Origin of the sequence: Mesorhizobium sp. J8 (assembly GCF_016591715.1) — a bacterium.
Lineage (GTDB): Bacteria > Pseudomonadota > Alphaproteobacteria > Rhizobiales > Rhizobiaceae > Mesorhizobium.
Map to the genome: position 1 here is coordinate 3928587 of NZ_AP024109.1, position 22377 is coordinate 3950963.

At 64.5% G+C, this 22377-nt stretch carries 16 protein-coding genes; 9 read left to right on the top strand and 7 right to left on the bottom strand.

Features of this window, described 5'->3' with window-relative positions; genetic code table 11:
* Positions 1-55 precede the first annotated feature (55 nt).
* Both mfd and MJ8_RS18950 read right to left on the bottom strand, forming a co-directional pair.
* Positions 56-3553 carry a transcription-repair coupling factor gene (gene mfd / locus MJ8_RS18945; RefSeq protein WP_201410316.1) on the bottom strand — a complete coding sequence of 1166 codons (3498 nt, stop codon included), beginning with the start codon at positions 3551-3553 and terminating at the stop codon, positions 56-58.
* Positions 3554-3560: 7 nt separating this feature from the next.
* Positions 3561-3848 carry a succinate dehydrogenase assembly factor 2 gene (locus tag MJ8_RS18950; RefSeq protein WP_201410317.1) on the bottom strand — a complete coding sequence of 96 codons (288 nt, stop codon included), beginning with the start codon at positions 3846-3848 and terminating at the stop codon, positions 3561-3563.
* A 93-nt stretch (positions 3849-3941) separates the two neighbouring features.
* On the opposite strand from MJ8_RS18950, the gene recG reads away from it, so the two are divergent.
* Positions 3942-6050, top strand: a complete 2109-nt coding sequence (recG, locus tag MJ8_RS18955; RefSeq protein ID WP_201410318.1) for an ATP-dependent DNA helicase RecG — start codon at positions 3942-3944, stop codon at positions 6048-6050.
* Here the strand turns inward: recG and MJ8_RS18960 are convergent.
* From MJ8_RS18960 to MJ8_RS18975, 4 genes are all read right to left on the bottom strand, one after another.
* Entirely contained in the window at positions 6002-6754 is a 753-nt protein-coding gene (locus MJ8_RS18960) for a DUF502 domain-containing protein (RefSeq protein ID WP_201410319.1), read from the bottom strand. The two genes, recG and MJ8_RS18960, sit on opposite strands and share 49 nt — an antisense overlap.
* Positions 6755-6858: 104 nt before the next feature.
* Complete coding sequence (gene glmS, locus MJ8_RS18965) at positions 6859-8682, bottom strand: glutamine--fructose-6-phosphate transaminase (isomerizing) (RefSeq protein WP_201410320.1); 1824 nt, start codon at positions 8680-8682, stop codon at positions 6859-6861.
* Between the two features lie 356 nt (positions 8683-9038).
* Complete coding sequence (glmU, locus tag MJ8_RS18970) at positions 9039-10409, bottom strand: bifunctional UDP-N-acetylglucosamine diphosphorylase/glucosamine-1-phosphate N-acetyltransferase GlmU (protein ID WP_201410321.1); 1371 nt, start codon at positions 10407-10409, stop codon at positions 9039-9041.
* Positions 10410-10559: 150 nt separating this feature from the next.
* Positions 10560-11306, bottom strand: coding sequence for a cytochrome c biogenesis CcdA family protein (locus MJ8_RS18975; protein ID WP_201410322.1), 747 nt, complete (start codon positions 11304-11306; stop codon positions 10560-10562).
* A gap of 168 nt (positions 11307-11474) precedes the next feature.
* Between MJ8_RS18975 and MJ8_RS18980 the strand changes: the two genes are divergently transcribed.
* The 8 genes from MJ8_RS18980 to rpmG all read left to right on the top strand — a co-directional run bounded on the left by MJ8_RS18980 (position 11475) and on the right by rpmG (position 20464).
* A complete protein-coding gene (locus tag MJ8_RS18980) occupies positions 11475-11852 on the top strand; it encodes a hypothetical protein (RefSeq protein WP_201410323.1) in 378 nt (125 codons plus the stop codon).
* Between the two features lie 279 nt (positions 11853-12131).
* On the top strand, positions 12132-14699 hold the full coding sequence (gene topA / locus MJ8_RS18985; RefSeq protein WP_201410324.1) for a type I DNA topoisomerase: 2568 nt from the start codon (positions 12132-12134) through the stop codon (positions 14697-14699).
* 6 nt (positions 14700-14705) lie between these two features.
* Positions 14706-17015 (top strand): ribonuclease R, encoded by a 2310-nt coding sequence (gene rnr, locus MJ8_RS18990; RefSeq protein WP_201410325.1) that lies wholly within the window; start codon positions 14706-14708, stop codon positions 17013-17015.
* Positions 17015-17461: a DUF983 domain-containing protein gene (locus tag MJ8_RS18995; protein ID WP_201410326.1), complete on the top strand. Its 447-nt coding sequence runs from the start codon at positions 17015-17017 to the stop codon at positions 17459-17461. The genes rnr and MJ8_RS18995 overlap by 1 nt, the downstream gene beginning before the upstream one ends.
* A gap of 88 nt (positions 17462-17549) precedes the next feature.
* A complete protein-coding gene (locus MJ8_RS19000) occupies positions 17550-18290 on the top strand; it encodes an NUDIX hydrolase (RefSeq protein WP_201410327.1) in 741 nt (246 codons plus the stop codon).
* A 20-nt stretch (positions 18291-18310) separates the two neighbouring features.
* A complete protein-coding gene (locus tag MJ8_RS19005) occupies positions 18311-19486 on the top strand; it encodes an MFS transporter (RefSeq protein ID WP_201410328.1) in 1176 nt (391 codons plus the stop codon).
* 195 nt (positions 19487-19681) lie between these two features.
* Positions 19682-20140, top strand: a complete 459-nt coding sequence (locus tag MJ8_RS19010) for a hypothetical protein (RefSeq protein ID WP_201410329.1) — start codon at positions 19682-19684, stop codon at positions 20138-20140.
* A 156-nt stretch (positions 20141-20296) separates the two neighbouring features.
* The gene (rpmG, locus tag MJ8_RS19015; RefSeq protein WP_040995604.1) at positions 20297-20464 is read left to right on the top strand and encodes a 50S ribosomal protein L33; all 168 of its coding nucleotides are present in this window, start codon (positions 20297-20299) and stop codon (positions 20462-20464) included.
* Positions 20465-20992: 528 nt separating this feature from the next.
* Here the strand turns inward: rpmG and MJ8_RS19020 are convergent.
* A complete protein-coding gene (locus MJ8_RS19020; RefSeq protein WP_201410330.1) occupies positions 20993-22366 on the bottom strand; it encodes a PleD family two-component system response regulator in 1374 nt (457 codons plus the stop codon).
* Between the last annotated feature and the right edge of the window lie 11 nt (positions 22367-22377).

Genomic DNA, 22377 nt, shown 5'->3' on the forward strand with positions numbered 1-22377 from the left:
GTCGGTTACTATTTCGTTGCAACGACGCCGGCCGTTGCATCAGGCCGGTTCAAGCCTATGCGGCCTTGTCGACGAGTCGCGCCAGCTGCGTCATCACCACGGCCGAGCCGGCGAGCCGCTTCTCCGCATTAGGCCAGTCGCGGATGAAGACGACGCTGTGGTCGGCCCTGATCTTGGCGAGCGAGCCCTGCTCGCCGATGAACTTGACCAGCCCGACCGGATTGGGGAACTCGCGCTTGCGGAAATGAATGACGACGCCCTTGGGACCGGCGTCGAGCTTCTCGACATTGGCTTTGCGGCAGAGCGCCTTGATGAAGACGATCTTCAACAAATGCGTCACCTCTTCCGGCAGCGGCCCGAAGCGGTCGATCAGCTCGGCGCCGAAACCGTCGATCTCTTCGGTGGTTTCGAGGTCGCCCAAGCGCCGGTAGAGCGCCATGCGGAGCTGCAGGTCCGGCACATAGCTCTCCGGGATCATCACGGCCGTGCCGACCGCGATCTGCGGCGACCAGCCGCCGTCCTGGGCTTCGCCGGTATCCTTCACCTCCGCCACCGCCTCCTCCAGCATCTGCTGGTAGAGCTCGAAACCGACCTCCTTGATATGGCCGGACTGCTCTTCGCCGAGCAGATTGCCCGCGCCACGGATATCGAGGTCGTGGCTGGCGAGCTGGAAGCCGGCGCCGAGCGTGTCGAGCGATTGCAGCACCTTCAGCCGCCGCTCGGCCGTGTCGGTGAGCTTGCGGTTGGCCGGCAGCGTGAACAGGGCGTAGGCGCGCACCTTCGAGCGGCCGACGCGGCCACGCAGCTGGTAGAGCTGCGCCAGGCCGAACATGTCGGCGCGGTGGATGATCAGCGTGTTGGCGGTCGGGATGTCGAGGCCGGATTCGACGATGGTCGTCGACAAAAGCACGTCGTATTGGCCGTCGTAGAAAGCATTCATGATATCGTCGAGCTCGCCCGGCGGCATCTGGCCGTGAGCGACCGCGACCTTCAGCTCCGGGACAGATTCCCGAAGGAAATCATGAATTTCAGCCAGATCGCTGATGCGGGGCACGACATAGAAGGAATGGCCGCCGCGATAGCGCTCGCGCAGCAGCGTCTCGCGGATCACCAGCGGATCGAAGGGCGAGATGAAGGTGCGCACCGCCATGCGGTCGACCGGCGGCGTGGCGATCAGCGACAGCTCGCGCACGCCGGTCAGCGCCAGCTGCAGCGTGCGCGGAATCGGCGTCGCCGACAGCGTCAGCACATGCACGTCGTTCTTGAGCTCCTTCAGCCGCTCCTTGTGCTTGACGCCGAAATGCTGCTCCTCGTCGATGATGAGCAGCCCGAGATTCTTGAACGAGATCGAAGATCCGAGCAGCGCATGCGTGCCGACGACGATGTCGACCGTGCCCTCGGCAACGCCTTTCTTGGTTTCGGCCAGTTCCTTGGAGCCGACGAGGCGCGAGGCCTGCGCGATGCGGATCGGCAGGCCTGAGAAGCGCTGCGAGAAGGTCTTGAAATGCTGGCGCGAAAGAAGCGTCGTCGGCACCACGACCGCGACCTGGAATCCTTCCATGGCCGCGATGAAGGCGGCGCGCAGCGCCACCTCCGTCTTGCCGAAGCCGACATCGCCGCAGACCAACCGGTCCATCGGCTTGCCGGCGCCGAGATCATCCATGACGGCGTCGATCGCCGTCTGCTGGTCGTCGGTTTCCTCATAGGGGAAACGCGCCGCGAACTCGCCATAAAGCCCCTCGGCCGGGATCATGGCGGGCGCGGAACGCATCTGCCGCTCGGCGGCGATGCGGATCAGTTGCCCGGCCATGTCGAGCAAGCGCCGCTTCAGCCGCGCCTTGCGCGCCTGCCAGGCGCCGCCGCCCAGCTTGTCGAGCGTCGCTTCGGCCGAATCCGAGCCGTAGCGCGAAAGCAGCTCGATGTTTTCCACGGGCAGGAACAGCCGGTCGTCGCCCGCATAGTGGATCTCGAGGCAATCATGCGGCGCGCCGACCGCTTCGATGGTGCGCAGGCCGATGAAGCGGCCGATGCCGTGATCGGCATGGACGACGATGTCGCCGGAAGACAGCGACGATGCCTCGGCGATGAAATCGGAGGCCTTCTTCTTGCGCTTGGAGCGCCGGATCAGCCTGTCGCCGAGGATATCCTGCTCGGCGACGACGACCAGACCGTCGGTCTCGAAGCCGGATTCGAGCGGCAGCACGGCAAGGCCCGCCTGCCCCGGCTCGAGCTCTTCGACCTCGGCAAGCGTCGCGACCGGCTTCAGATTGGCGAGATGGTGTTCGGCGAGAATCTGGCCGAGGCGGTCGAGCGAGCCTTCCGTCCAGCCGGCGACGATGACCCGGCGGCGCGCGGCGCGCTCATCGGCGATATGCTTCACCACGACGTCGAAGACGTTGATGTTGGGGTCGGCGCGCTCTTCCGCAAAGCTGCGGCCCTGCCGCGAGCCGGCGTGAAAGACCTTCTTGCCTCCGACATCCGGCGCGTCGAACACCGTGAAGTCGATGTCCTCGCGCGGCCCAAGCGAGGATTTGAGGTTTTCCGGCGACAGGTAAAGCAGATCCGGCGCCACCGGCTTGTAGGGCACGGCGTCCTTCAGCGCGCTCTCGGCCTGCTTCCGGCGTGCCTCGTAATGATCGAGGATCAGCGTGTGCCGCTCGGCCAGCGCCTCATGCGCCAGGTGGTCGAAGACCACGGGCGCGTCCGGCAGGTAGTCGAACACCGTCTCCAGCCGCTCGTAGAAGAAGGGCAGCCAGTGCTCCATGCCGGCAAAACGGCGGCCTTCGCTGACCGCCGCATAGAGCGCGTCGTCACGTGATGGCGCGCCGAACGCCTCGATATAGGAGCGGCGGAAGCGGCTTATCGTCTCCGGCGTCAGCGCCACCTCGCTCATGGCCTGCAGCGACATCGACTTGCGCTGTCCGGTGGTGCGCTGTGTCGCTACGTCGAAGACGCGGATCGATTCCAGCGTGTCGCCGAAGAAGTCGAGCCTGAGCGCCTCGCTCCAGCCGGGCGCGAAGAGGTCGAGGATGCCGCCGCGCACGGCGAATTCGCCGACATCGCGCACCGTCGGCACACGCTCGAAACCGGAATTCTCCAGCCGGCCGATCAGCACGTTCATGTCGATCTGGTTGCCGGGTTTGGCATGGAACGTCTGCGCTTCGATCAGCTCGGCCGGCGGAATGCGCTGCAGCAGCGCATTGGCCGTCGTGAGGATCACCGCGCGATGCGGCTTCTTCGCCAGCGCGATCATGGCCGAAAGCGCGTCGAGCCGCCGCGCCGCGGCGTCGGCGCCGGGCGAAACACGGTCGTAAGGCAGGCAATCCCAGGCCGGCAGTTCCAGCACCGGAAGGCCGGGCGCGGCGAAGGCGAGCGCCTCGATGATTGCCGGCAGCCGCTGGCCGTCGCGCGCGACAAACAGCACCGGCTTGTCCGGCGCGATCTCCTGCGCCGTCCGCACCAGGGCAAACGCTTCGTAGCCGTCGGCGACGCCGTCGACGATGAACTGGCCGGCACGGCCCTTGGGCAGGCCGATGGAAGGGATGAGGCTCATGCGTTTTTCAAAATGTCATGGTCCGGCGCGACGCCAGGATCTTTCGCAGCACCGCGCAATCGATATCGGGCGGAACCGGGCGTTCGCCGGTGACCATCGGGAAAAATTCGGTGTCGGGAATTTCGAGAAGTCTCTCATATTGGTCGATTTCATCGCCGGTCAAGGCGCCGATCTCGGCGTCGGCGAAGGAGCCCAGAATCAGGTCCATCTCTCGCATGCCGCGGTGCCAGGAGCGGAACAGAAGCTTGCGGCGGCGCGCATCCAGCCCCTCGCTTGATCGCTGTGTTCCGGTCATGTCGCCGCATCCCTGTTCGAAGCGGCGCATATAGCGTGGATAGAGACCGGTGTCAGCCTTTGCGCTGCCGTCGTCGCGACATAAGCTGACACGATGCGTCCCACCATTCTCGATCCCATGTTCGTCCCGATCACCTCGCTGGCCGGCGTCGGCCCGAAGGTCGGCTTGCTGATCGAGCGCGTCGTGCCGGCCGATCTCGGCGATCGCGCCGCGCGCGCCGCCGACCTCCTCTTCGTCCTGCCCAACACGGTGATCGACCGCCGCAACCGGCCCGGCATCGCGCTGTCGGCCGAGGGCCAGATCGTCACGCTCGAGGTTCGGGTCGACCGCCACCAGCCGCCGCCGCGCGGCAACAGGTCGGTGCCCTATCGGGTCTATGCCCATGACGACACCGGCGAGGTGGCGCTGACCTTCTTCCATGCCCATGCCGCCTACCTGCACAAAATGCTGCCCGAGGGCGAGCGTGTGGTGATTTCGGGTCGCATGGAGTGGTTCAACGGCCGCCCGACCATGGTCCATCCCGACCATATCGCGCCGATCGACGAGGCCGAAGGCCTGCCGCTGGTCGAGCCGGTCTATCCGCTCACCGCCGGCCTATCGGCCAAGGTGCTGCGCCGGGCCATCGGCCAGGCGCTCGGCCGCCTGCCTGTACTGCCCGAGTGGCAGGACGGCGCATTCATGCGCCGCCACACCTTTCCATCTTTCGGCGACGCGCTCACCCGCATCCACAATCCGAAGGACCCGATCGACGTCGCGGTCGAAGGATCGGCCTGGCGCCGCCTGGCTTACGACGAATTCCTGGCGGGCCAAGTGTCGCTGGCGCTGGTGCGGGCGAGAATTCGCCGCCTGTCGGGCCGGCCACTCGTGGGCGACGGCAGCATCGTCGAGAAATTGCGCGCCGCCCTGCCCTACAAGCTCACGCCCAGCCAGGAATTCGCGCTTGGCGAGATCAACGCCGATCTCGCCGACCCCGAGCGCATGCTGCGCCTGCTGCAAGGCGATGTCGGCTCCGGCAAGACGGTTGTGGCGCTGCTTGCCATGGCGCGCGCCGTCGAGGCGGGAGGCCAGGCGGCCCTGATGGCGCCGACCGAAATCCTTGCGCGCCAGCATCTGGCGACGATCGCGCCGCTGGCGGAAAAAGCCGGTCTGCGCACCGCCATCCTGACCGGTCGCGAGAAAGGTCGAGAACGCACCGAGACGCTTGCAGGTCTTGCCAGCGGCGCGGTCGACATCGTCGTCGGCACGCATGCCTTGTTCCAGGAAACGGTGGCGTTCCACGACCTGGTGCTCGCCGTCGTCGACGAGCAGCACCGCTTCGGCGTCCACCAGCGCCTCGCCATCACCGCCAAGGGCGACGCGCCGGACATGCTGGTGATGACGGCGACCCCCATCCCGCGCACGCTGGTGCTGACCGCCTTCGGCGACATGGACGTCTCGAAGCTGACCGAGAAGCCCGCCGGCCGGCAGCCGATCCGTACAGTGACCTTGCCGATGGAGCGGCTGGACGAATTGGTCGGCCGCATGCGTGATGCGGTCGCCGAGGGGCAAAAAATCTACTGGATATGCTCGCTGGTTGAGGAATCCGAGGAAATAAAACTGATGTCGGCGGAGGATCGTTTCGCCTCGCTGAAACCGCTGTTCGGCGACCGGATCGGCCTGGTGCACGGCCGCATGAAGGGTGCGGAGAAGGACGAGGCGATGCGCGCGTTCAAGGAGGGCGAGACGCGCATCCTGATCGCCACGACCGTTATCGAGGTCGGCGTCGACGTGCCCGACGCGACGATCATGGTAATCGAGCATGCCGAACGTTTCGGCCTTGCCCAATTGCATCAGTTGCGCGGGCGCGTCGGCCGCGGCGACAAACCCTCCTCATGCGTGCTGCTCTACAAGGAGCCGCTCGGCGAGACCGCGAAGCGCCGGCTTTCTGTGATGCGCGAGACCGAGGACGGCTTCAAGATCGCCGAGGAGGATCTCAAGCTGCGCGGCGAAGGCGAGCTGCTGGGCACCCGCCAGTCTGGCACGCCCGGCTTCCAGGTGGCGCGCATCGAATTCCACGCCGATCTGCTCGAGGCCGCGCGCGATGACGCACGGCTGATCCTGTCGCGCGACCCGGAGTTGCAATCCGGGCGTGGCGAGGCGCTGCGGCTTTTGCTTTACCTGTTCGGCCGTGACGAGGCAGTTCGGCTGCTGCGCGCCGGCTGAGTGCCCACCGGCGGGTTGGCAAGCCCCCCTTCGACGGGCTCGCCGTTCAGCGTCACCAGCTTGGCCTTGACCTCCGGCGCGACCATGCCGGCCGAAACGATCAGCTTGGCGCCGTCCTCGATCGACATGTCGAGCGGCACGATCTCGGATTTGTGCACATACATCAAAAAGCCGGTGGTCGGATTGGGCGTGCAGGGCATGAACACCGCGATCAGCGGATCGCCCTCTTGGTCGAGCTTCTGGTTGATCTCCGTTTCCTTCTCGCTGGCGACGAAAACCAGCGACCAGACACCTTTGCGCGGATATTCGACCAGCCCGACCTGGCGGAACATGTCGCCCTTGTTCGACAGCACCGTCTCGAAGATCTGCTTCAGCGAGCCATAGATGCCGCGCACCAGCGGCATGCGGCCCAGCAGCCGCTCGCCGAAATTGACGATGGCGCGGCCGACGATGTTGGCGGTCAGGAAGCCGATCAGCGTGATCAGCACCAGCGCCACGATCAGCCCGAAGCCCGGAACAGGGAACGGCAGGTAGGTGTCCGGATTGTAGCGGACCGGAATGTAAGGCTTCACCCAGGAATCGACCCAGCCGATGAGCGACCATGCGATATAGGCCGTGATCGCCAGCGGCGCGCAGACGACGAACCCCGTCAGGAAATAATTCCTCAGCCGGGTCATGCCAGAGGTCTTCAGGGCGTCGGACATGGGTTCACCGCGGCGCAGATTGCGTCGCCAAGACTAATGAACCGTGAGCCGGTTTGGAACTGCGAAGTTTTTAAAGAGCAGCCTCGTTCGAAGCTGCATAACCACTATTCCACCGTCACCGACTTCGCCAGGTTGCGTGGCTGGTCGACGTCGGTGCCCATGAAGACGGCGGTGAAATAGGCCAGCATCTGGATCGGCAGGGCGTAGATGATCGGCGCGATGATCTCCGGCACCTGGGGCAGGATGATCGTCTCCATTGTCTTGATTCCGGCCTGGGCCGCGCCCTTGGCGTCGGTGATCAGGATGACCTTGCCGCCGCGCGCCGCCACTTCCTGCATGTTCGAGACCGTCTTTTCGAAAATGCGGTCATGCGGCGCGATCACGATCACCGGCATGTTCTCGTCGATCAGCGCGATCGGCCCGTGCTTCAGCTCGCCGCCGGCATAGCCTTCGGCGTGGATATAGGAGATTTCCTTGAGCTTCAGCGCTCCTTCCATGGCCAGCGGGAAGTTGGTATCGCGGCCGAGATAGAGCACGTCCTTGTAGCGCGAGAGCTCGCGCGAGATGCGCTCGATCTGATCGTCGAGCTTCAGCACCTGGGTGGCGAAACGCGGCGCTTCCGAAAGCTCGCGCACCAGCTGCTTTTCCTGATCGGGCGAAATCGTGCCGCGCGCGACGCCCGCGCGCACCGCAAGCGCAGCCAGGACGGACAGCTGGCAGGTGAAAGCCTTGGTCGAGGCGACGCCGATCTCCGGCCCGGCAAGCGTCGGCAGCACGACGTCGGACTCGCGCGCCATGGTCGATTCGCGCACATTGACGACCGCGCCGATCTTCATGCCGGCCTGGCGGCAATAGCGCAGCGAGGCAAGCGTGTCTGCGGTCTCGCCCGACTGCGAGATGAAGAAGGCCGCGTCATTGGCCGAAAGCGGCATCTCGCGATAGCGGAACTCCGAGGCGACATCGATATCGACGGGCAGCCGCGCATAGCGCTCGAACCAGTATTTCGAGATCAGCCCGGCGAGATAGGCGGTGCCGCAGGCCGAAAGCGCCAGCCGGCCGATCCTGGCGAAGTCGAACGGCAGGTCGAGCGGCTTCGACTTGCCGGAAACGAAATCCACATAATGCGCCAGCGTGTGCGAAATCACCTCCGGCTGCTCATGGATTTCCTTTTCCATGAAATGCCGGCGGTTGCCCTTGTCGACCATGAAGCTGGTCGACAGCGACTGCTGGCGCTTGCGGGCGACCATGTTGCCCTCAATGTCGTAGATGGTCACGCTGTCGCGGCGCACCACCGCCCAATCGCCGTCCTCGAGATAGGTGATCGAATTGGTGAAGGGCGCCAGCGCGATCGCGTCCGAGCCCAAAAACATCTCGCCCTCGCCATGGCCGACGGCCAAAGGCGGACCGTTGCGGGCGCCCACGATCAGGTCCTCGTCGCCCCTGAACATGATTGCCAACGCAAAGGCGCCGTGCAGCCGCTTCAGCGCGGCATGCGCGGCCTCGACCGGCTTCGATCCCTTGGCGAGTTCCCGCGCCACAAGATGCGCGACGACCTCGGTGTCGGTCTGCGAGGAGAACGTATAGCCGTCGCGCGTGAGTTCGTCGCGCAGCTCGGCGAAATTCTCGATGATGCCGTTGTGGACGATAGCGACGCCGCTGGAAAAATGCGGGTGAGCATTAGCCTCGTTGGGAACGCCATGCGTTGCCCAGCGCGTATGGCCGATGCCGATCGTGCCCTCGAGCGGCTCGTCCTTCAGCCGCCGTTCGAGATTGATGAGCTTGCCCTCGGCGCGCCGCCGTCCGAGCTCGCCCTTCTCGATGGTGGCGACGCCGGCCGAGTCATAACCGCGATATTCAAGCCGTTTCAGCGCGTCGACGATGAGCGGCGCGACTTGGCTTCGGCCGACGATTCCAACGATACCGCACATGGCGCTTGCCCCCAATTTCCAGCAGAAACCCGGCGTTATCTATGGATTGCCGGGTCGCGGCGAAAGTCACTTTGCGTTTCGTTCCGTGTCAACCGGAACCCTGTTCGAAGGCAACCATCGCAAAGGGCCATTGCGATCCAGTTACCGCAATTGCTCGGTTTTCTCGGTCGCTTTCGCGCCGGAACGTGCATGCGCATTGCCGTTCCTCTGCACTGTGACGTGCCGCCGTGGTAGCGAGTACCATTTGCAGCGGCGGTGCGGCATCCTCCAAATGACGATTCCCGCTGAAATCGCGTAAGCTGGGTGAGACGCGGCCAGCGCTGCCACTGTTGTTCCTGATCCTCAGTCCCTGCTCGCTATTCCGCCGCAGCCTTCTTCCTGGCCGCGGCGGCCGAGGCGAAGCGCTCGCGCAACTCCTTGCCCTTGCCGGGGATCGTCTTCTGGCGGGCCCGGCCGAAGGCCAGCGCGTCGTCGGGCACGCTTTCGGTGATTACGCTGCCGGAAGCGATGTAGCCGCCCTTGCCGATCGAGACCGGCGCCACCAGCGAGGAATTCGAGCCGACAAAGGCGCCCTCGCCGATATCGGTGAAGAATTTCGAGTACCCGTCGTAATTGCAGGTGATGGTGCCGGCGCCGATATTGGCGGCGGCACCCACGCGCGCGTCGCCGATATAGGTCAGGTGGTTGACCTTGGCGCCCTCCTCAATCGTCGCCTGCTTGACCTCGCAGAAATTGCCGACCTTTGCCTTGTTTCGAAGATCCGCGCCGGGCCTGAGCCGCGCGAACGGCCCGACGTCGCAATTGGACGCGATCGTTGCGCCCTCGATATGGCTGAAGGCATGGATCTTGGCGCCCGAGGCAATCCTTACGCCCGGCCCGAACCAGACATTCGGCTCGACGATCGTGTCGGCGCCGATTTCGGTATCGTGCGAGAAATAGACGGTTTCGGGCGCGATCAGCGTCACCCCAGACAGCATCGCCTCGCGCCGCCGGCGCGCCTGCCAGATGGCTTCCGCCTCGGCAAGCTCGGCCCGGTTGTTGATTCCGAGCGCATTTTCGAAGCTCGCCTCCGTAGCCACCACGTCGAGGCCCTCAGCGCCGGCGATCTCGACGATGTCGGTGAGATAGAATTCGCCCTTGGCGTTCTTGTTGCCGACCTTGTCGAGCAGCCGAAGCGCATGCTTGCCCGCGACCGCCATCATGCCGGCATTGCAGAAGCCGATTTTCTTCTCCTCGTCGGAGCAGTCTTTTTCTTCGCGCACAGCGACCAAGTGCCCATCTTTCTCGATCAAACGGCCATAGCCGGCCGGATTGGGCGGACGAAAGCCGATGACAGCCACGGCGGCGCCCTCCGCCAACTTCTGCCGCGCGGCGGCCAGCGCTTGCGCATCGATCAGAGGCGTATCGCCGAACATGACGAGGATGTCGTCGTAACCCTTTGATATTGCTTCGCGAGCGGCAAGAACGGCATGCGCGGTGCCGAGCCGCTTCTCCTGGACGAAAGTCTCCGCCTTTGGCGCGAATTTCTGCGCCGCCTTGCGCATCTCGTCTGGGCCGTGGCCGATCACCAGCGCTAGGCCCGTCGCCCCGGCAGCCTCGGCTGCCTTCACGACATGGGCCACCATCGGCAGGCCCGCAATGGCGTGCAGCACCTTGGGCATGGCGCTTTTCATGCGCGTGCCCTCGCCGGCGGCGAGAATGACGGACAGGCAGGATCTCTGGCTCATGGATGGATGACCGTATGAAAAGGTTTGAATCAACACATGCTAGCAGCCGCGTGATGCTGCACCAATGCGGTTAAATTCCGGTGAGACGGCAGAGCAGCTGACTCTTAATCAGCGGGTTCCATAGTTCGGTCCGACTCATAGGCGGGAAGGTCACCCCAGCCTTCCCAGAACCGGAAAATTCTCTAAGAGCCAGTAGGACGCGCTTTGCACCCCGCCGGTGAGGAAAAACACGCCGGCGACGACCAGTAGCGCGCCGATCCCCTTCTCGACGCGGCCGAGATGGACGCGGAACTTGCCGAGAAAGCGCATGAAGGCCCCGGAGAAAAGCGCCGCGATCAGGAACGGAATGCCGAGGCCGAGCGAATAGGCGGCAAGCAGCAGCGCGCCCTCGCCCACCGTTTCGCGCCCGCCCGCCAGTGTCAGGATCGGTCCCAGCACGGGGCCGATGCAGGGCGTCCAGCCGAAGGCGAATGCCAGCCCCATGACATAGGCTGCAACCATGTTGGCCGGCTTGCCCTGCGACTGGAAACGCGCCTCGCGCGACAAAAGCGGGATGCGCAGGATGCCGAGGAAGTTGAGGCCCATCACGATGATCAGCGCGCCCGCCGCCATCGCCAGCGGTTCCTGCCAGACGCGCAGCAAGCGGCCGATGGTCGAGGCGCCGGCGCCGAGCGCGACGAAGACGGTGGAGAAGCCGAGCACGAAGGCCAGGGAGGCATAGAGCAGCGCGCCGCGCGTGCCCTCGCGCGCCGTGATGCCGGCATTGCCGCGGAAATCATCGACCGAGACGCCGGCCATGTAGCAGAGATAGGGCGGCACCAGCGGCAGCACGCAAGGCGACAGGAACGAGATCGCCCCTGCCCCGACCGCGCTGACATAGCCGATGTCCAATGCCATCCGATGAATCCCGATTGTGCTGGCGTCGATATAGCGGCGCGGGCACGCCCCTGCCAATCACCATTGTGTGGCACGTCGCCACTTCGCCGCAGGAAGAAAGAGGCTCTCCAACGCGTTGTTCGGGATGAGCGCGCGATTGCCGCGTGCTCGTCCTCAGGGAGATTCGTTATGAAATCGATCGCACTCGGGTTTGCCGCCTTTCTACTCGGCACCGCCGCGTCCCAGGCCGCCGAAGCCTGGAAGGAAGCCGAAGTCGGCGGCACCAAGATCTACACCGACGCCAAGGGTATGACGCTTTACACCTTCGACAAGGACGAGAAGGGCAAGTCGAATTGCTACGACAAATGCGCCGCCAACTGGCCGCCGCTGAAAGCCAAGGCGAGCGCGAAGGCCGAAGGCGAATGGTCTGTCGTCAAGCGCAAGGACGGCACCCACATGTGGGCCTATGACGGCAAGCCGGTCTATACCTTCGTCAAGGATAAGAAGGCTGGCGACATGACCGGCGAAGGCGTCGCCGGCGCCTGGCACGTGGTCAAGGCTGATTGAACTCACGCTGTTGAGCACTTTGGCTGCCGGGATCCTCGATCCGGCAGCCGGTCGTCTTTACCGGTCGTCCGCCCGGCTCGGGGCGCGCATGCCTCCGTCTCCCAAAAAATGTGATCTTTGCCATACACTCTAAGAGTGTATCGCCGATGGCCGCTTCCCAAATTGGCCGCGTCCCCTTGACCGATTGCAAAAGCACGGCCATGTGAGCGACGAAAAGAGTGGGATTTCGTCGTGCGTCGCGGAGCTCTTCCGCCACCTCACAGCTGATTAAGAGACCTCATGGACGTCGTCGTCGTCGAATCGCCGGCCAAGGCGAAGACAATCAACAAGTATCTGGGCAAGAACTATAAGGTCCTGGCTTCGTTCGGCCATGTCCGCGATCTGCCGGCCAAGGACGGCTCGGTGCGGCCCGACGAGGACTTTGCCATGTCCTGGTCGGTCGACACCGCGTCCGGCAAGCGCCTCGCCGACATCGCCAAGGCGGTCAAGGATGCCGACGGCCTGATCCTCGCCACCGACCCGGATCGCGAGGGCGAGGCCATTTCCTGGCATGTGCTGGAAGTGCTGAAGCAGAAGCGCGCGCTGAAGGACAAGCCGGTCAGCCGCGTCGTCTTCAACGCCATCACCAAGGCCTCGGTGCTCGACGCGATGGCCAATCCGCGCCAGATCGACGCGCCGCTGGTCGACGCCTATCTCGCCCGCCGCGCGCTCGACTATCTCGTCGGCTTCACGCTGTCGCCGGTGCTGTGGCGCAAGCTGCCGGGCGCCCGTTCCGCCGGCCGCGTGCAGTCGGTGGCGCTGCGCCTCGTCTGCGACCGCGAATCCGAGATCGAGCGCTTCATCCGCGAGGAATACTGGCAGATCGCAGCCATCCTCGACACGCCGCGCAACGACAGCTTTGAGGCGCGGCTCACCGCCTATGCCGGCAAGAAGCTGCAGAAGCTCGACATTGCCAACAAGGCGCAGGCCGACGACATCAAGGCGATGCTGGAAGGCGCGACCTTCAAGGCGCTGTCGGTCGAGGCCAAGCCCACCAAGCGCAATCCCGGCCCGCCCTTCACCACCTCGACCCTGCAGCAGGCTGCCTCCTCGCGGCTCGGCTTCTCGGCCAACCGCACCATGCAGGTGGCGCAAAAGCTCTATGAGGGCATGGATGTCGGCGGCGAGACCGCCGGCCTTATCACCTATATGCGAACCGACGGCGTGCAGATGGCGCCCGAGGCGATCGAGGCTGCCCGCAACGCCATCGTCAGCGAATTCGGCGCGAAATACCTGCCGGAAAAGCCGCGTTTCTACACCACCAAGGCCAAGAACGCCCAGGAAGCCCACGAGGCGATCCGCCCGACCGATTTCAAGCGCACGCCGGCTTCGGTGCGGCAATATCTCGATGCCGACCAGGCCCGTCTCTACGAACTGATCTGGAAGCGCGCCATCGCCAGCCAGATGCAGCCGGCGGAGATCGAGCGCACCACGGTCGAGATCGAGGCGGTCAACGGCGCCCGCACTGCGGAGCTTCGCGCGATCGGCTCGGTCATTCGCTTCGACGGCTTCATCGCCGCCTATACCGACCAGAAGGACGAGGACGCGGAGGACGAGGAGAGCCGCCGCCTGCCCGAGATCCGCTCCGGCGAGCAGCTTGCCCGCCAGGCGATCAACGCCACCCAGCACACGACCGAGCCGCCGCCGCGCTATTCCGAGGCCTCGCTGATCAAGAAGCTGGAGGAGCTCGGCATCGGCCGTCCGTCGACCTACACCGCGATCCTGAAGACGCTCGAGGACCGCGACTACGTCACCATCGACCGCCGCAAGCTGGTGCCGCAGGCCAAGGGCCGGCTGCTCTCGGCCTTCCTCGAAAGCTTCTTCGAGCGCTACGTCGAATATGACTTCACCGCCTCGCTCGAGGAGAAGCTCGACGAGATTTCCGACGGCAAGCTCGCCTGGAAGGACGTCCTGCGCGACTTCTGGAAGGATTTCTCTGGCGCCGTCGACGACATCAAGGAACTGCGCGTCGCCGACGTGCTCGATGCGCTCAACGAAGAGCTTGCACCGTTGGTCTTCCCGGAACGCGAGGACGGCTCCAATCCGCGCATCTGCCCGAAATGCGGCACCGGCAATCTCTCTTTGAAGCTCGGTAAGTTCGGCGCCTTCGTCGGCTGCTCGAATTATCCGGAATGCTCCTACACCCGCCAGCTCGGCGACGCCGCCAATCCCAATGGCGAGAACGGCAATGGCGAGGACGGCGTCAAGCTGCTCGGCAAGGATCCTTACACGGCCGAGGAAATCACGCTGAGGAGCGGCCGCTTCGGCCCCTATATCCAGCGCGGCGAAGGCAAGGACGCCAAGCGCTCGAGCCTGCCCAAGGGCTGGACGGCCGAGTCGATCGATCACGAAAAGGCGCTGGCGCTGCTGGCCCTGCCCCGCGACGTCGGCAAGCACCCGGAGACCGGCAAGATGATCTCGGCCGGCCTCGGGCGCTACGGCCCGTTCGTGCTGCATGACGGCACCTATGCCAATCTGGAGAGCATCGAGGACGTGTTCTCGATCGGCCTGAACCGCGCCGTCTCGGTGATCGCCGAGAAGCAGCAGAAGGGCAAGGGCGGCCGTAACGGCGCCACGCCGGCGGCGCTGAAAGAGCTTGGCGACCATCCCGACGGCGGCGGCAAGATCGTCGTCCGCGACGGCCGCTACGGTCCTTACGTCAATTACGGCAAGGTCAATGCGACGCTGCCCAAGGGCAAGGACCCGCAGTCGGTGACGATGGAAGAGGCGCTCGCCCTGATCGCGGAAAAGGAAGCCAAGGGCGGAGGCGGCAAGAAGCCCTTCCGCAGGGCGGCGAAGAAGGGGTAGCAGGACGTGGCGCGCAGGATCTCCGGAAGAAGCCACGGCGATCCGCGCCACGCCGACACGAGGGCCAAGGTGGTCAAGGACGATTATCGGCCTTCGCGTGACGAGATCCTGCGCTACATCGCCGAAAATCCCGACCGCTCCGGCAAACGCGAGATCGCCAAGGCCTTCGCGTTGCGCGGCCAGGATCGCGTCTGGCTGAAGGACATGTTGCGCGATCTGCAGGATGAGGGTCTGCTGACGAAGGAGCGCAAGCGCCTTACCCGCGCCGGCGCTGTGCCGCACGTCGCCGTGCTCGATATTTTCGGCCGCGACGACGATGGCGTGCTCCTGGCCAATCCGAGCGAATATACCGGCGCCGGTTCTCCGCCCGTCATTGCCATCCGCATTTCGCGCGGTGCCAGCGGCCCCGTGCCCGGCATCGGCGACCGCGTGCTCGCGAAAACCTTCCCGACCGACGATCCGTCAGGCCCTGCCTATACCGGGCGGGTGATGAAGATCTTCGAGAAGCGCAGCGACGCGGTGCTCGGCGTCTTCCGCGTGCTGAAGGACGGCACGTTCCGCATCGAGCCGGTCGAACGGCGTCAGCCGGAGCTGATCGTCGACAAGGAATTCCAGAACGGCGCGAAAAACGGCGACCTCGTCGAGGTCGAGCCGGCGCGAGCCTCCCGTTACGGATTGCCCAGGGCAAAAGTGCTGGCGGTGCTGGGATCCTTGAGCAGCGAGAAGGCGGTCTCGATGATCGCCATCCACGCGCATGACATCCCCCATGTCTTTCCGGCGGACGTGATCGCCGAGGCCGATGCGGTGAAGCCGGCGACGCTCGATCATCGCGAGGACTGGCGCGACCTGCCGCTGGTGACCATCGATCCGGCCGACGCCAAGGACCATGACGACGCCGTCTTCGCCACGCCCGACGCGGACGAGAAGAATCCCGGCGGTGTCGTCGTCACCGTGGCCATCGCCGACGTCGCGGCCTATGTGCGCTATGGAAAACCGCTCGATCGCGAGGCGTTGAAGCGCGGCAATTCGGTTTATTTCCCGGATCGCGTCGTGCCGATGCTGCCCGAACGCATCTCGAACGACCTCTGCTCGCTGCGCGAGGGCGAGGACCGGCCGGCCATCGCAGTGCGTATGACCTTTTCCTCCGAAGGCCGCAAGCTCAGGCATTCCTTCCACCGCGTCATGATGAAATCGGCGGCCAAGCTCGCCTATCCGCAGGCGCAGGCCGCGATCGACGGCGAGCCCGACGACAAGACGCGGCCGCTTCTCGAAAGCGTCCTGAAACCGCTCTGGGACGCTTATGCCGTGCTGAAACGCGGCCGTGACGCCCGCCAGCCGCTGGAGCTCGATCTACCGGAGCGCAAGATCCTGCTCAAAGCGGACGGCACGGTCGACCGCGTGGTCGTGCCGGATCGCCTCGACGCGCATAAGCTCATCGAGGAGTTCATGATCCAGGCCAATGTCTCGGCCGCCGAGACCCTGGAGGGCAAGAAGGAGCCCCTCGTCTATCGCATCCATGACGCGCCGTCGCTCGCCAAGCAGGAATCGCTGCGCGAGTTCCTGCACACGCTCAGCCTGTCCCTTGCGCGCGGCGCGCAGATGCGGCCGAGCCAATTCAACGGCATTCTCGAACGGGTGCGCGGCGCCGACAACGAGGCGCTGGTCAACGAAGTGGTGCTGCGCTCGCAAAGCCAGGCTGAGTACTCGCCGAAGAACATCGGCCATTTCGGCCTCAACCTCAGGCGCTACGCGCATTTCACCTCGCCGATCCGCCGCTATGCCGATCTGATCGTGCACCGTGGGCTGATCTCGGCGCTTGGACTTGGGCCAGGCGGCCTGACGCAGCAGGAGGCTGACCGGCTGGAAGAGGTCGCCGCCCTTATCTCGGCCACGGAACGGCGCGCCATGGCCGCCGAGCGCGATACGGTCGACCGGCTGATCGCCGCCTATCTCGCCGAGCGCGTCAACGACACGTTCGACGCCCGCATCTCCGGCGTTACCAAGGCGGGCCTCTTTGTCCAATTGCCGCAGTACGGGGCCGACGGCTTTATCCCGGTGTCAACTCTGGGCGGCGACTACTATATCTACGACGAAACTGCCCGATCGCTGTACGGGGAACGCACCGGCAAAGGCTATCAGCTTGCCGACCGCGTCGAAGTCCGGCTGGTCGAGGTCGCGCCGATGGCCGGCGCGATGCGTTTCGAGATGCTGACCGACCCGAAGCCCCTGCCCGGCTCGAGGCGGTCGTTCCATAAGGCCAAAGGCCGTGCCCGCGCGTCGCAATCGCGCGTCGGTCCGCGCGGCAGGAGACGGTAATGCCAAGTAACTTCCAGGCAGAAAAACAGGTTTTTGGCGGCGAGCATCACTCCGGCCGTGTCGCCCGTCCGCTGTGGACGGCGATCAAGCGCGGCCTGCTCGGCCGTTGCCCACGTTGCGGCGAAGGCAAGCTGTTTTACGCCTTCACCAAGACCGTCGACAAGTGCAGCGTCTGTGGCGAGGAGATCCATCATCATCGCGCGGACGACCTGCCCGCCTATTTGGTCATCGTCATTGTCGGCCACATCGTGGTTGGCGCCTTCATGGCGGTGGAGGCGACCACCACGCTGTCGAACTTGCAGCATGCGCTGATCTGGGTACCGTTGACCATCATTCTCGCGCTCGCGCTTTTGCAGCCGGTCAAGGGCGCCGTCATCGGCCTGCAATGGGCGCTTTATATGCACGGCTTCGGCGACGAGAAGGACGAATTCGAGGGCCATCCATAAGCAAGGTTGCGCCGCTGTCCGCCCTGGTTCAAAGGCCTCGACGCGCAAGCCACTTTCCCATCAAGGAAGTTTCCGCTAGGTCGGGCGCATGGAAGGAATGACCAAGGCGGATGTCGACAAGCTCGATAAGGGCCTGGCCGTGCGCAGCGGCCGGGCATTGCGTCCGCGTGATGCCGCGACCCTCATTCTGCTCGATCGCCGGGACAAGGACGTCCTGGTGCTGATGGGCAGGCGCCATGCCAGGCACGCCTTCATGCCCGGGAAATTCGTCTTTCCCGGCGGCCGCACCGACCCCGAGGACAGCCGCATTCCCGTCGCCGCGCCTCTGCGCGGCGAGGAAGAGAAAAAGCTGGTCGCCGGCCCCGGTCGCGCCAGCGCGGCGCGGGCGCGGGCAATCGCCGTGTCGGCGATTCGCGAAACCTATGAGGAAGCCGGCCTGCTGATCGGCCGCAAGGGCGCCTTCGCGACCGCGAAGCGTGACTGGAAGGGTTTCGCCGAACATGGCGTGATCCCGTCGCTGGACGTGCTCCGCTTCGTCGCCCGCGCCATCACCCCTCCCAATCGCGTGCGCCGTTTCGACACGCGTTTCTTCAGCGCCTGGCGCCACGACGTTGCCGTGGAATTGCCTGGCGGCGGGCCGACAAACGAGCTGGAGGAACTCGTCTGGCTGCCGCTTGCCGATGCCCGCAAGGCCGACATTCCTGACATCACCGGCATGATCCTGGAAGAACTGGAAAGTCGGCTTGCCGACGATCCCTTGCTGCGGCCGGGCGGCACCGTGCCGTTCTTCCGGCTCGTCCGCAACCGCTTTGTCCGCGAAGTCCTTTAGAAGCAGAGCATTTTGATCCCATGACGGTCGATACCCAACAACAGGGCGACGAACGCGTACACTGGCTGCCGATGGTCGCGGCGATCTCCTCGATCAGCGTCGTCGGCATCGCCATCGGCCTCGGCATGCCGCTGCTCAGCGTCATTCTGGAAAGCCGCGGCCATTCCGCTTCGATGATCGGTCTCAACACCGCCGTCGCCGGCCTCGCCTCGATCGCCGGTGCGCCTCTGGCCACGCCGCTCGCCATGCGGCTCGGCGTCGCCTGGACCATGCTGCTGATGATCGCCATCGGCGCGCTTGCCTTCGTCGGCTTCCATTTCGCGCCGGATTTCTGGATGTGGTTTCCGCTCCGCGTCGCCCTGCACATCTCGCTGACGGTGCTGTTCATCCTGTCTGAATTCTGGATCAGCACCTCCGCCCCGCCGAACCGCCGCGGCCTTGTGCTCGGCATCTACGCCACCGTTTTGTCGCTCGGCTTTGCCGCCGGACCTTGGCTGTTCGCCCATCTCGGCAGTTCCGGCTTCCTGCCATTCGGCGTCACCATAGCGCTGGTGACGCTTGCCGCCATTCCGGTTCTTGCGGCCCGCAACGAGAGCCCGACCATCGTCGCCGAGAGCGAGACCAGCCACTTCCTGCGCTACATCTGGCTGGTGCCGACCGCGACCTTCGCCGTTCTTGTCTTCGGCGCGGTCGAGACCGGTGGTTTCTCGCTGTTCCCCGTCTATGGCAGCCGGATCGGCTATTCCGAGGCCGACGCAGCACTTCTGCTGACCATGATCGGGCTCGGCAACGTGCTTCTGCAGATCCCGATCGGCATGATCAGCGACCGTGTCTCGGACCGCCGCTACCTGCTTCTGGCCTGCGCCACCGTCGGCCTCGTCGGCACCGTCTTCATGCCGTTCTTCGCGCAGAACTGGCATCTGATGGCCGCCCTTCTGTTCGTCTGGGGCGGCGTCGTCGCCGCCATGTACACGATCGGCCTTGCCCATCTCGGCTCACAGCTTTCCGGCCATGAGCTGGCATCGGCAAATGCCGCCTTCGTGCTTTGCTACGGGGTCGGGATGGTGATCGGCCCGCAGGCGATCGGCATCGGCATGGACGCCTTCGGCCCCTCGGGCTTCGGCTGGTCGCTGGCGATCTTTTTCGCCGCCTACATGCTTCTGGTCCTGGTCCGGCTGGTGCGCAAGATTCTCTAATGCCTGTCGACCAGGAGCGCGCAGCCGTTCTCGGACAACGCCATGCATCAGAACAAAGACCTAGAGCGCGTCGCCTGGACCCGTTTCAGCGCGAAGCGCTTTGGACGGATGCCCTGAACGTCAGGCATCCTGACATCACCGTGTCAGCAGCACCCCTGCTATACCCTGCCTCCAACGCGAGGTAGGAGAATTGCGATGATCGATAGCGGCTTTGAAACCAAATCCCTCAGGATGGAACTGCTTCTGCTCGTCACATTCCAGGCGCCGGCCGCCGATGTCGAACGCATCATGGAGGCCGTGGTGGCGATCACGCCGCTGCGCATGGGCAAGTATGACGCCAACGCCTTTCAGTCGGCGCAAGGCATCGAGCGCTACCGTCCGCTCGAAGGCGCCGCAGCCGGCGCCGAGACGGAACTGCGCCGGCGGCCCGGCACCGTCGAAGTTTCGTTCGAGATCGCCGACGACCAGGCGCTCGCCGCCCGTGTCGTCGAGGCGATATTCCAGGCCCATTCCTACCAGGAGCCCGTCATCCGCATCCAGCCGCTGCTCGCCAGCCGCTCCAAGGGCCTGGATGACCGCGCCAATCCGAACCGCTGGTGGAACACGACGGGAGACTGGAAAAAGCAGGGGCAGTTGGTCGAGCATAGCGCCTGAGGCGGTGAACCCGGCCATGCCGAAATTAGGCGAAAAAGGCGCCCGGGCTTGACTTTCCGGGCGCGTTCTTTATGTGTCGCGCCAAGTTTCCCGCGTCCGGGTGTTTTCCCCGTGCTCCAGCGGCCAAAACTCCACGAACATTAACGGACGAACATCATGGCCAAAGCCGCAAACATCAAGATCAAGCTTCTGTCGACCGCCGACACCGGGTTCTTCTACGTGACCAGCAAGAACAGCCGTACCAAGACGGACAAGCTCTCGTTCCGCAAGTACGATCCGATCGCCAAGAAGCACGTCGAATTCAAGGAAACCAAGATCAAGTAATCTGGTTATCCCGAGAAATCAAAACGCCGCCCTTTGGGCGGCGTTTTTGTTTTTGGAACAAATTCCAGGAAAGTCCGGCACGGTCCTCCGGCACGAATTGCGTCATGCTCAGTGCAAGGTTCCGATGGTGGTTGTGTAGAAAAGGGGGCCGGTCGGCGTTTGGCAGCGGTACGAGGAGGCCACTATGTGCCAGCGCCGGCCGGCCGACCCCACGGACCCAGGAGATGCGGCGGACCTGAGCATCATGGGGTATTTTTGGATCGAGCCGGCTAGTCTACCCTCGTGCCGGCCACGTCTTCTGTCTATGGGTCGCAGATTTGCGCAAGACCTTATAAAAATCAACCATTTCTTAACCACCGCTCGCGAATCGCTTGGGTTAAGGTAAATTTGTAACCTTGTTCGGACCGCCGGGAATCGACGCCATTCCCAAGCATCTCTCCCGAAAGTGGGAACCGGTTTCGGGGCAAAGACATGCGCGAGGTTGAAATACAAAGCGTATGAGCAAACCCTGAAAGATCGCGAAGCGCTTCAGGCAGCCTTGGCGACGACCCGGTTGCGGCCGCCGCTTTTGGCTTCGTAGAGCGCAAGGTCGGCGCGCTTCATCAGGGCGGCGACGCTGTCGGTCCCTTTCAGCAGCGAGGACACGCCGACGCTGACCGTGACTTCGATCGCCTTGCCGTCATTGCCGACCGCAAACGGCGCCTGCGCGATCTCGGCGCGGATGCGCTCGGCGACCTTCTCGGCGACCGCGCCGTCGGTATCCGGCATCACCACGACGAACTCCTCCCCGCCGAACCGGCAGGCGAGATCGATGCCGCGCACATTCTTGCGCAGCCGCCTGGCGAATTCGCGCAGAACATCGTCGCCGCCGTCATGGCCATACGTGTCGTTGATCGACTTGAAGCGATCGAGATCGGTGATCATCACCGACAGCGGCCGCCGCCGCGCCACGGCGCGATCGAACAGCGTCTGCAGATGGCTGTCGAGGTAACGCCGGTTATGCAGCCCGGTCAGCCCGTCGATCACAGCCATCTCGATGGTCTGGGCGACACTGGCGCGCAACTGGTCGTTATAGCGTTTGCGCCGCACCTGCGTGCGCAGGCGCGCCGTCAGCTCGTGTTGGTCGATCGGTCGGATCAGGTAGTCGTTGATGCCGAGTTCCAGGCCGCGCAGGATGCGGCCCTCCTCTCCCTCGTCGGCGAGCAGCATGATCGGCAGGAAGCGGGTGCGGTCCAGCGAACGCAGCTGCGAGCAGAGTCTCAGCGCATCGAAGTCGGAGAAGGCAGTCGAGATCAGCACGCATTCATACGGCGTCTCGGCAGCTTGGAAGAAGCCCGCGTTCGGATCGGTCGCGACATCGAGCTCGGCGCTGTTGCGCAGCATCTTCTGGATGCGTTCAACGGAAGATTTGCGCTCGTCGATGAGAAGCACTCTCGGCTTCGCGTCTCCGGTCGCGAAATCGCGGCTCAGAAGCTCTTCGATGCCGATATTGCGCGTGGTCGATGCGCGCAGCCTAAGCTCGTCGGTCAGCGATTTCAGCCTGACGAGGCTCTTCACGCGCGTCATCAGCTGCAGGTCATTGACCGGCTTGGTCAGGAAATCGTCGGCGCCCGCCTCGAGGCCGCGCACGCGGTCCGACACCTGATCGAGCGCGGTGATCATGACGACGGGGATATGCGAGGTCGCCGGATCGCTCTTCAGGCGTCTGCACACCTCGAACCCGTCCATGTCGGGCATCATCACGTCGAGCAACACGACATCGACCTTGCCGTTCTCGCAGGTCTCGATCGCATCCGGACCGTTATTGGCCGTCAGCACCTCGAAATACTCGGCCAGCAGCCGAACCTCCAGCAGCCGCACATTGGCGGGGATATCGTCGACGACGAGGATCCGCGCTGTCATGTCAAAAAACT

Bases quoted from the DNA above. Each gene is read 5' to 3' on its own strand.
- MJ8_RS18995 (WP_201410326.1), top strand. From the start codon at position 17,015: ATGCCAAGTAACTTCCAGGCAGAAAAACAGGTTTTTGGCGGCGAGCAT.
- MJ8_RS19020 (WP_201410330.1), bottom strand. From the start codon at position 22,366: ATGACAGCGCGGATCCTCGTCGTCGACGATATCCCCGCCAATGTGCGG.
- glmS (WP_201410320.1), bottom strand. From the start codon at position 8,682: ATGTGCGGTATCGTTGGAATCGTCGGCCGAAGCCAAGTCGCGCCGCTC.
- mfd (WP_201410316.1), bottom strand. From the start codon at position 3,553: ATGAGCCTCATCCCTTCCATCGGCCTGCCCAAGGGCCGTGCCGGCCAG.
- MJ8_RS18980 (WP_201410323.1), top strand. From the start codon at position 11,475: ATGAAATCGATCGCACTCGGGTTTGCCGCCTTTCTACTCGGCACCGCC.
- MJ8_RS18975 (WP_201410322.1), bottom strand. From the start codon at position 11,306: ATGGCATTGGACATCGGCTATGTCAGCGCGGTCGGGGCAGGGGCGATC.
- MJ8_RS19000 (WP_201410327.1), top strand. From the start codon at position 17,550: ATGGAAGGAATGACCAAGGCGGATGTCGACAAGCTCGATAAGGGCCTG.
- MJ8_RS19005 (WP_201410328.1), top strand. From the start codon at position 18,311: ATGACGGTCGATACCCAACAACAGGGCGACGAACGCGTACACTGGCTG.
- rpmG (WP_040995604.1), top strand. From the start codon at position 20,297: ATGGCCAAAGCCGCAAACATCAAGATCAAGCTTCTGTCGACCGCCGAC.
- MJ8_RS19010 (WP_201410329.1), top strand. From the start codon at position 19,682: ATGATCGATAGCGGCTTTGAAACCAAATCCCTCAGGATGGAACTGCTT.
- recG (WP_201410318.1), top strand. From the start codon at position 3,942: ATGCGTCCCACCATTCTCGATCCCATGTTCGTCCCGATCACCTCGCTG.
- MJ8_RS18960 (WP_201410319.1), bottom strand. From the start codon at position 6,754: ATGTCCGACGCCCTGAAGACCTCTGGCATGACCCGGCTGAGGAATTAT.
- topA (WP_201410324.1), top strand. From the start codon at position 12,132: ATGGACGTCGTCGTCGTCGAATCGCCGGCCAAGGCGAAGACAATCAAC.
- MJ8_RS18950 (WP_201410317.1), bottom strand. From the start codon at position 3,848: ATGACCGGAACACAGCGATCAAGCGAGGGGCTGGATGCGCGCCGCCGC.
- glmU (WP_201410321.1), bottom strand. From the start codon at position 10,409: ATGAGCCAGAGATCCTGCCTGTCCGTCATTCTCGCCGCCGGCGAGGGC.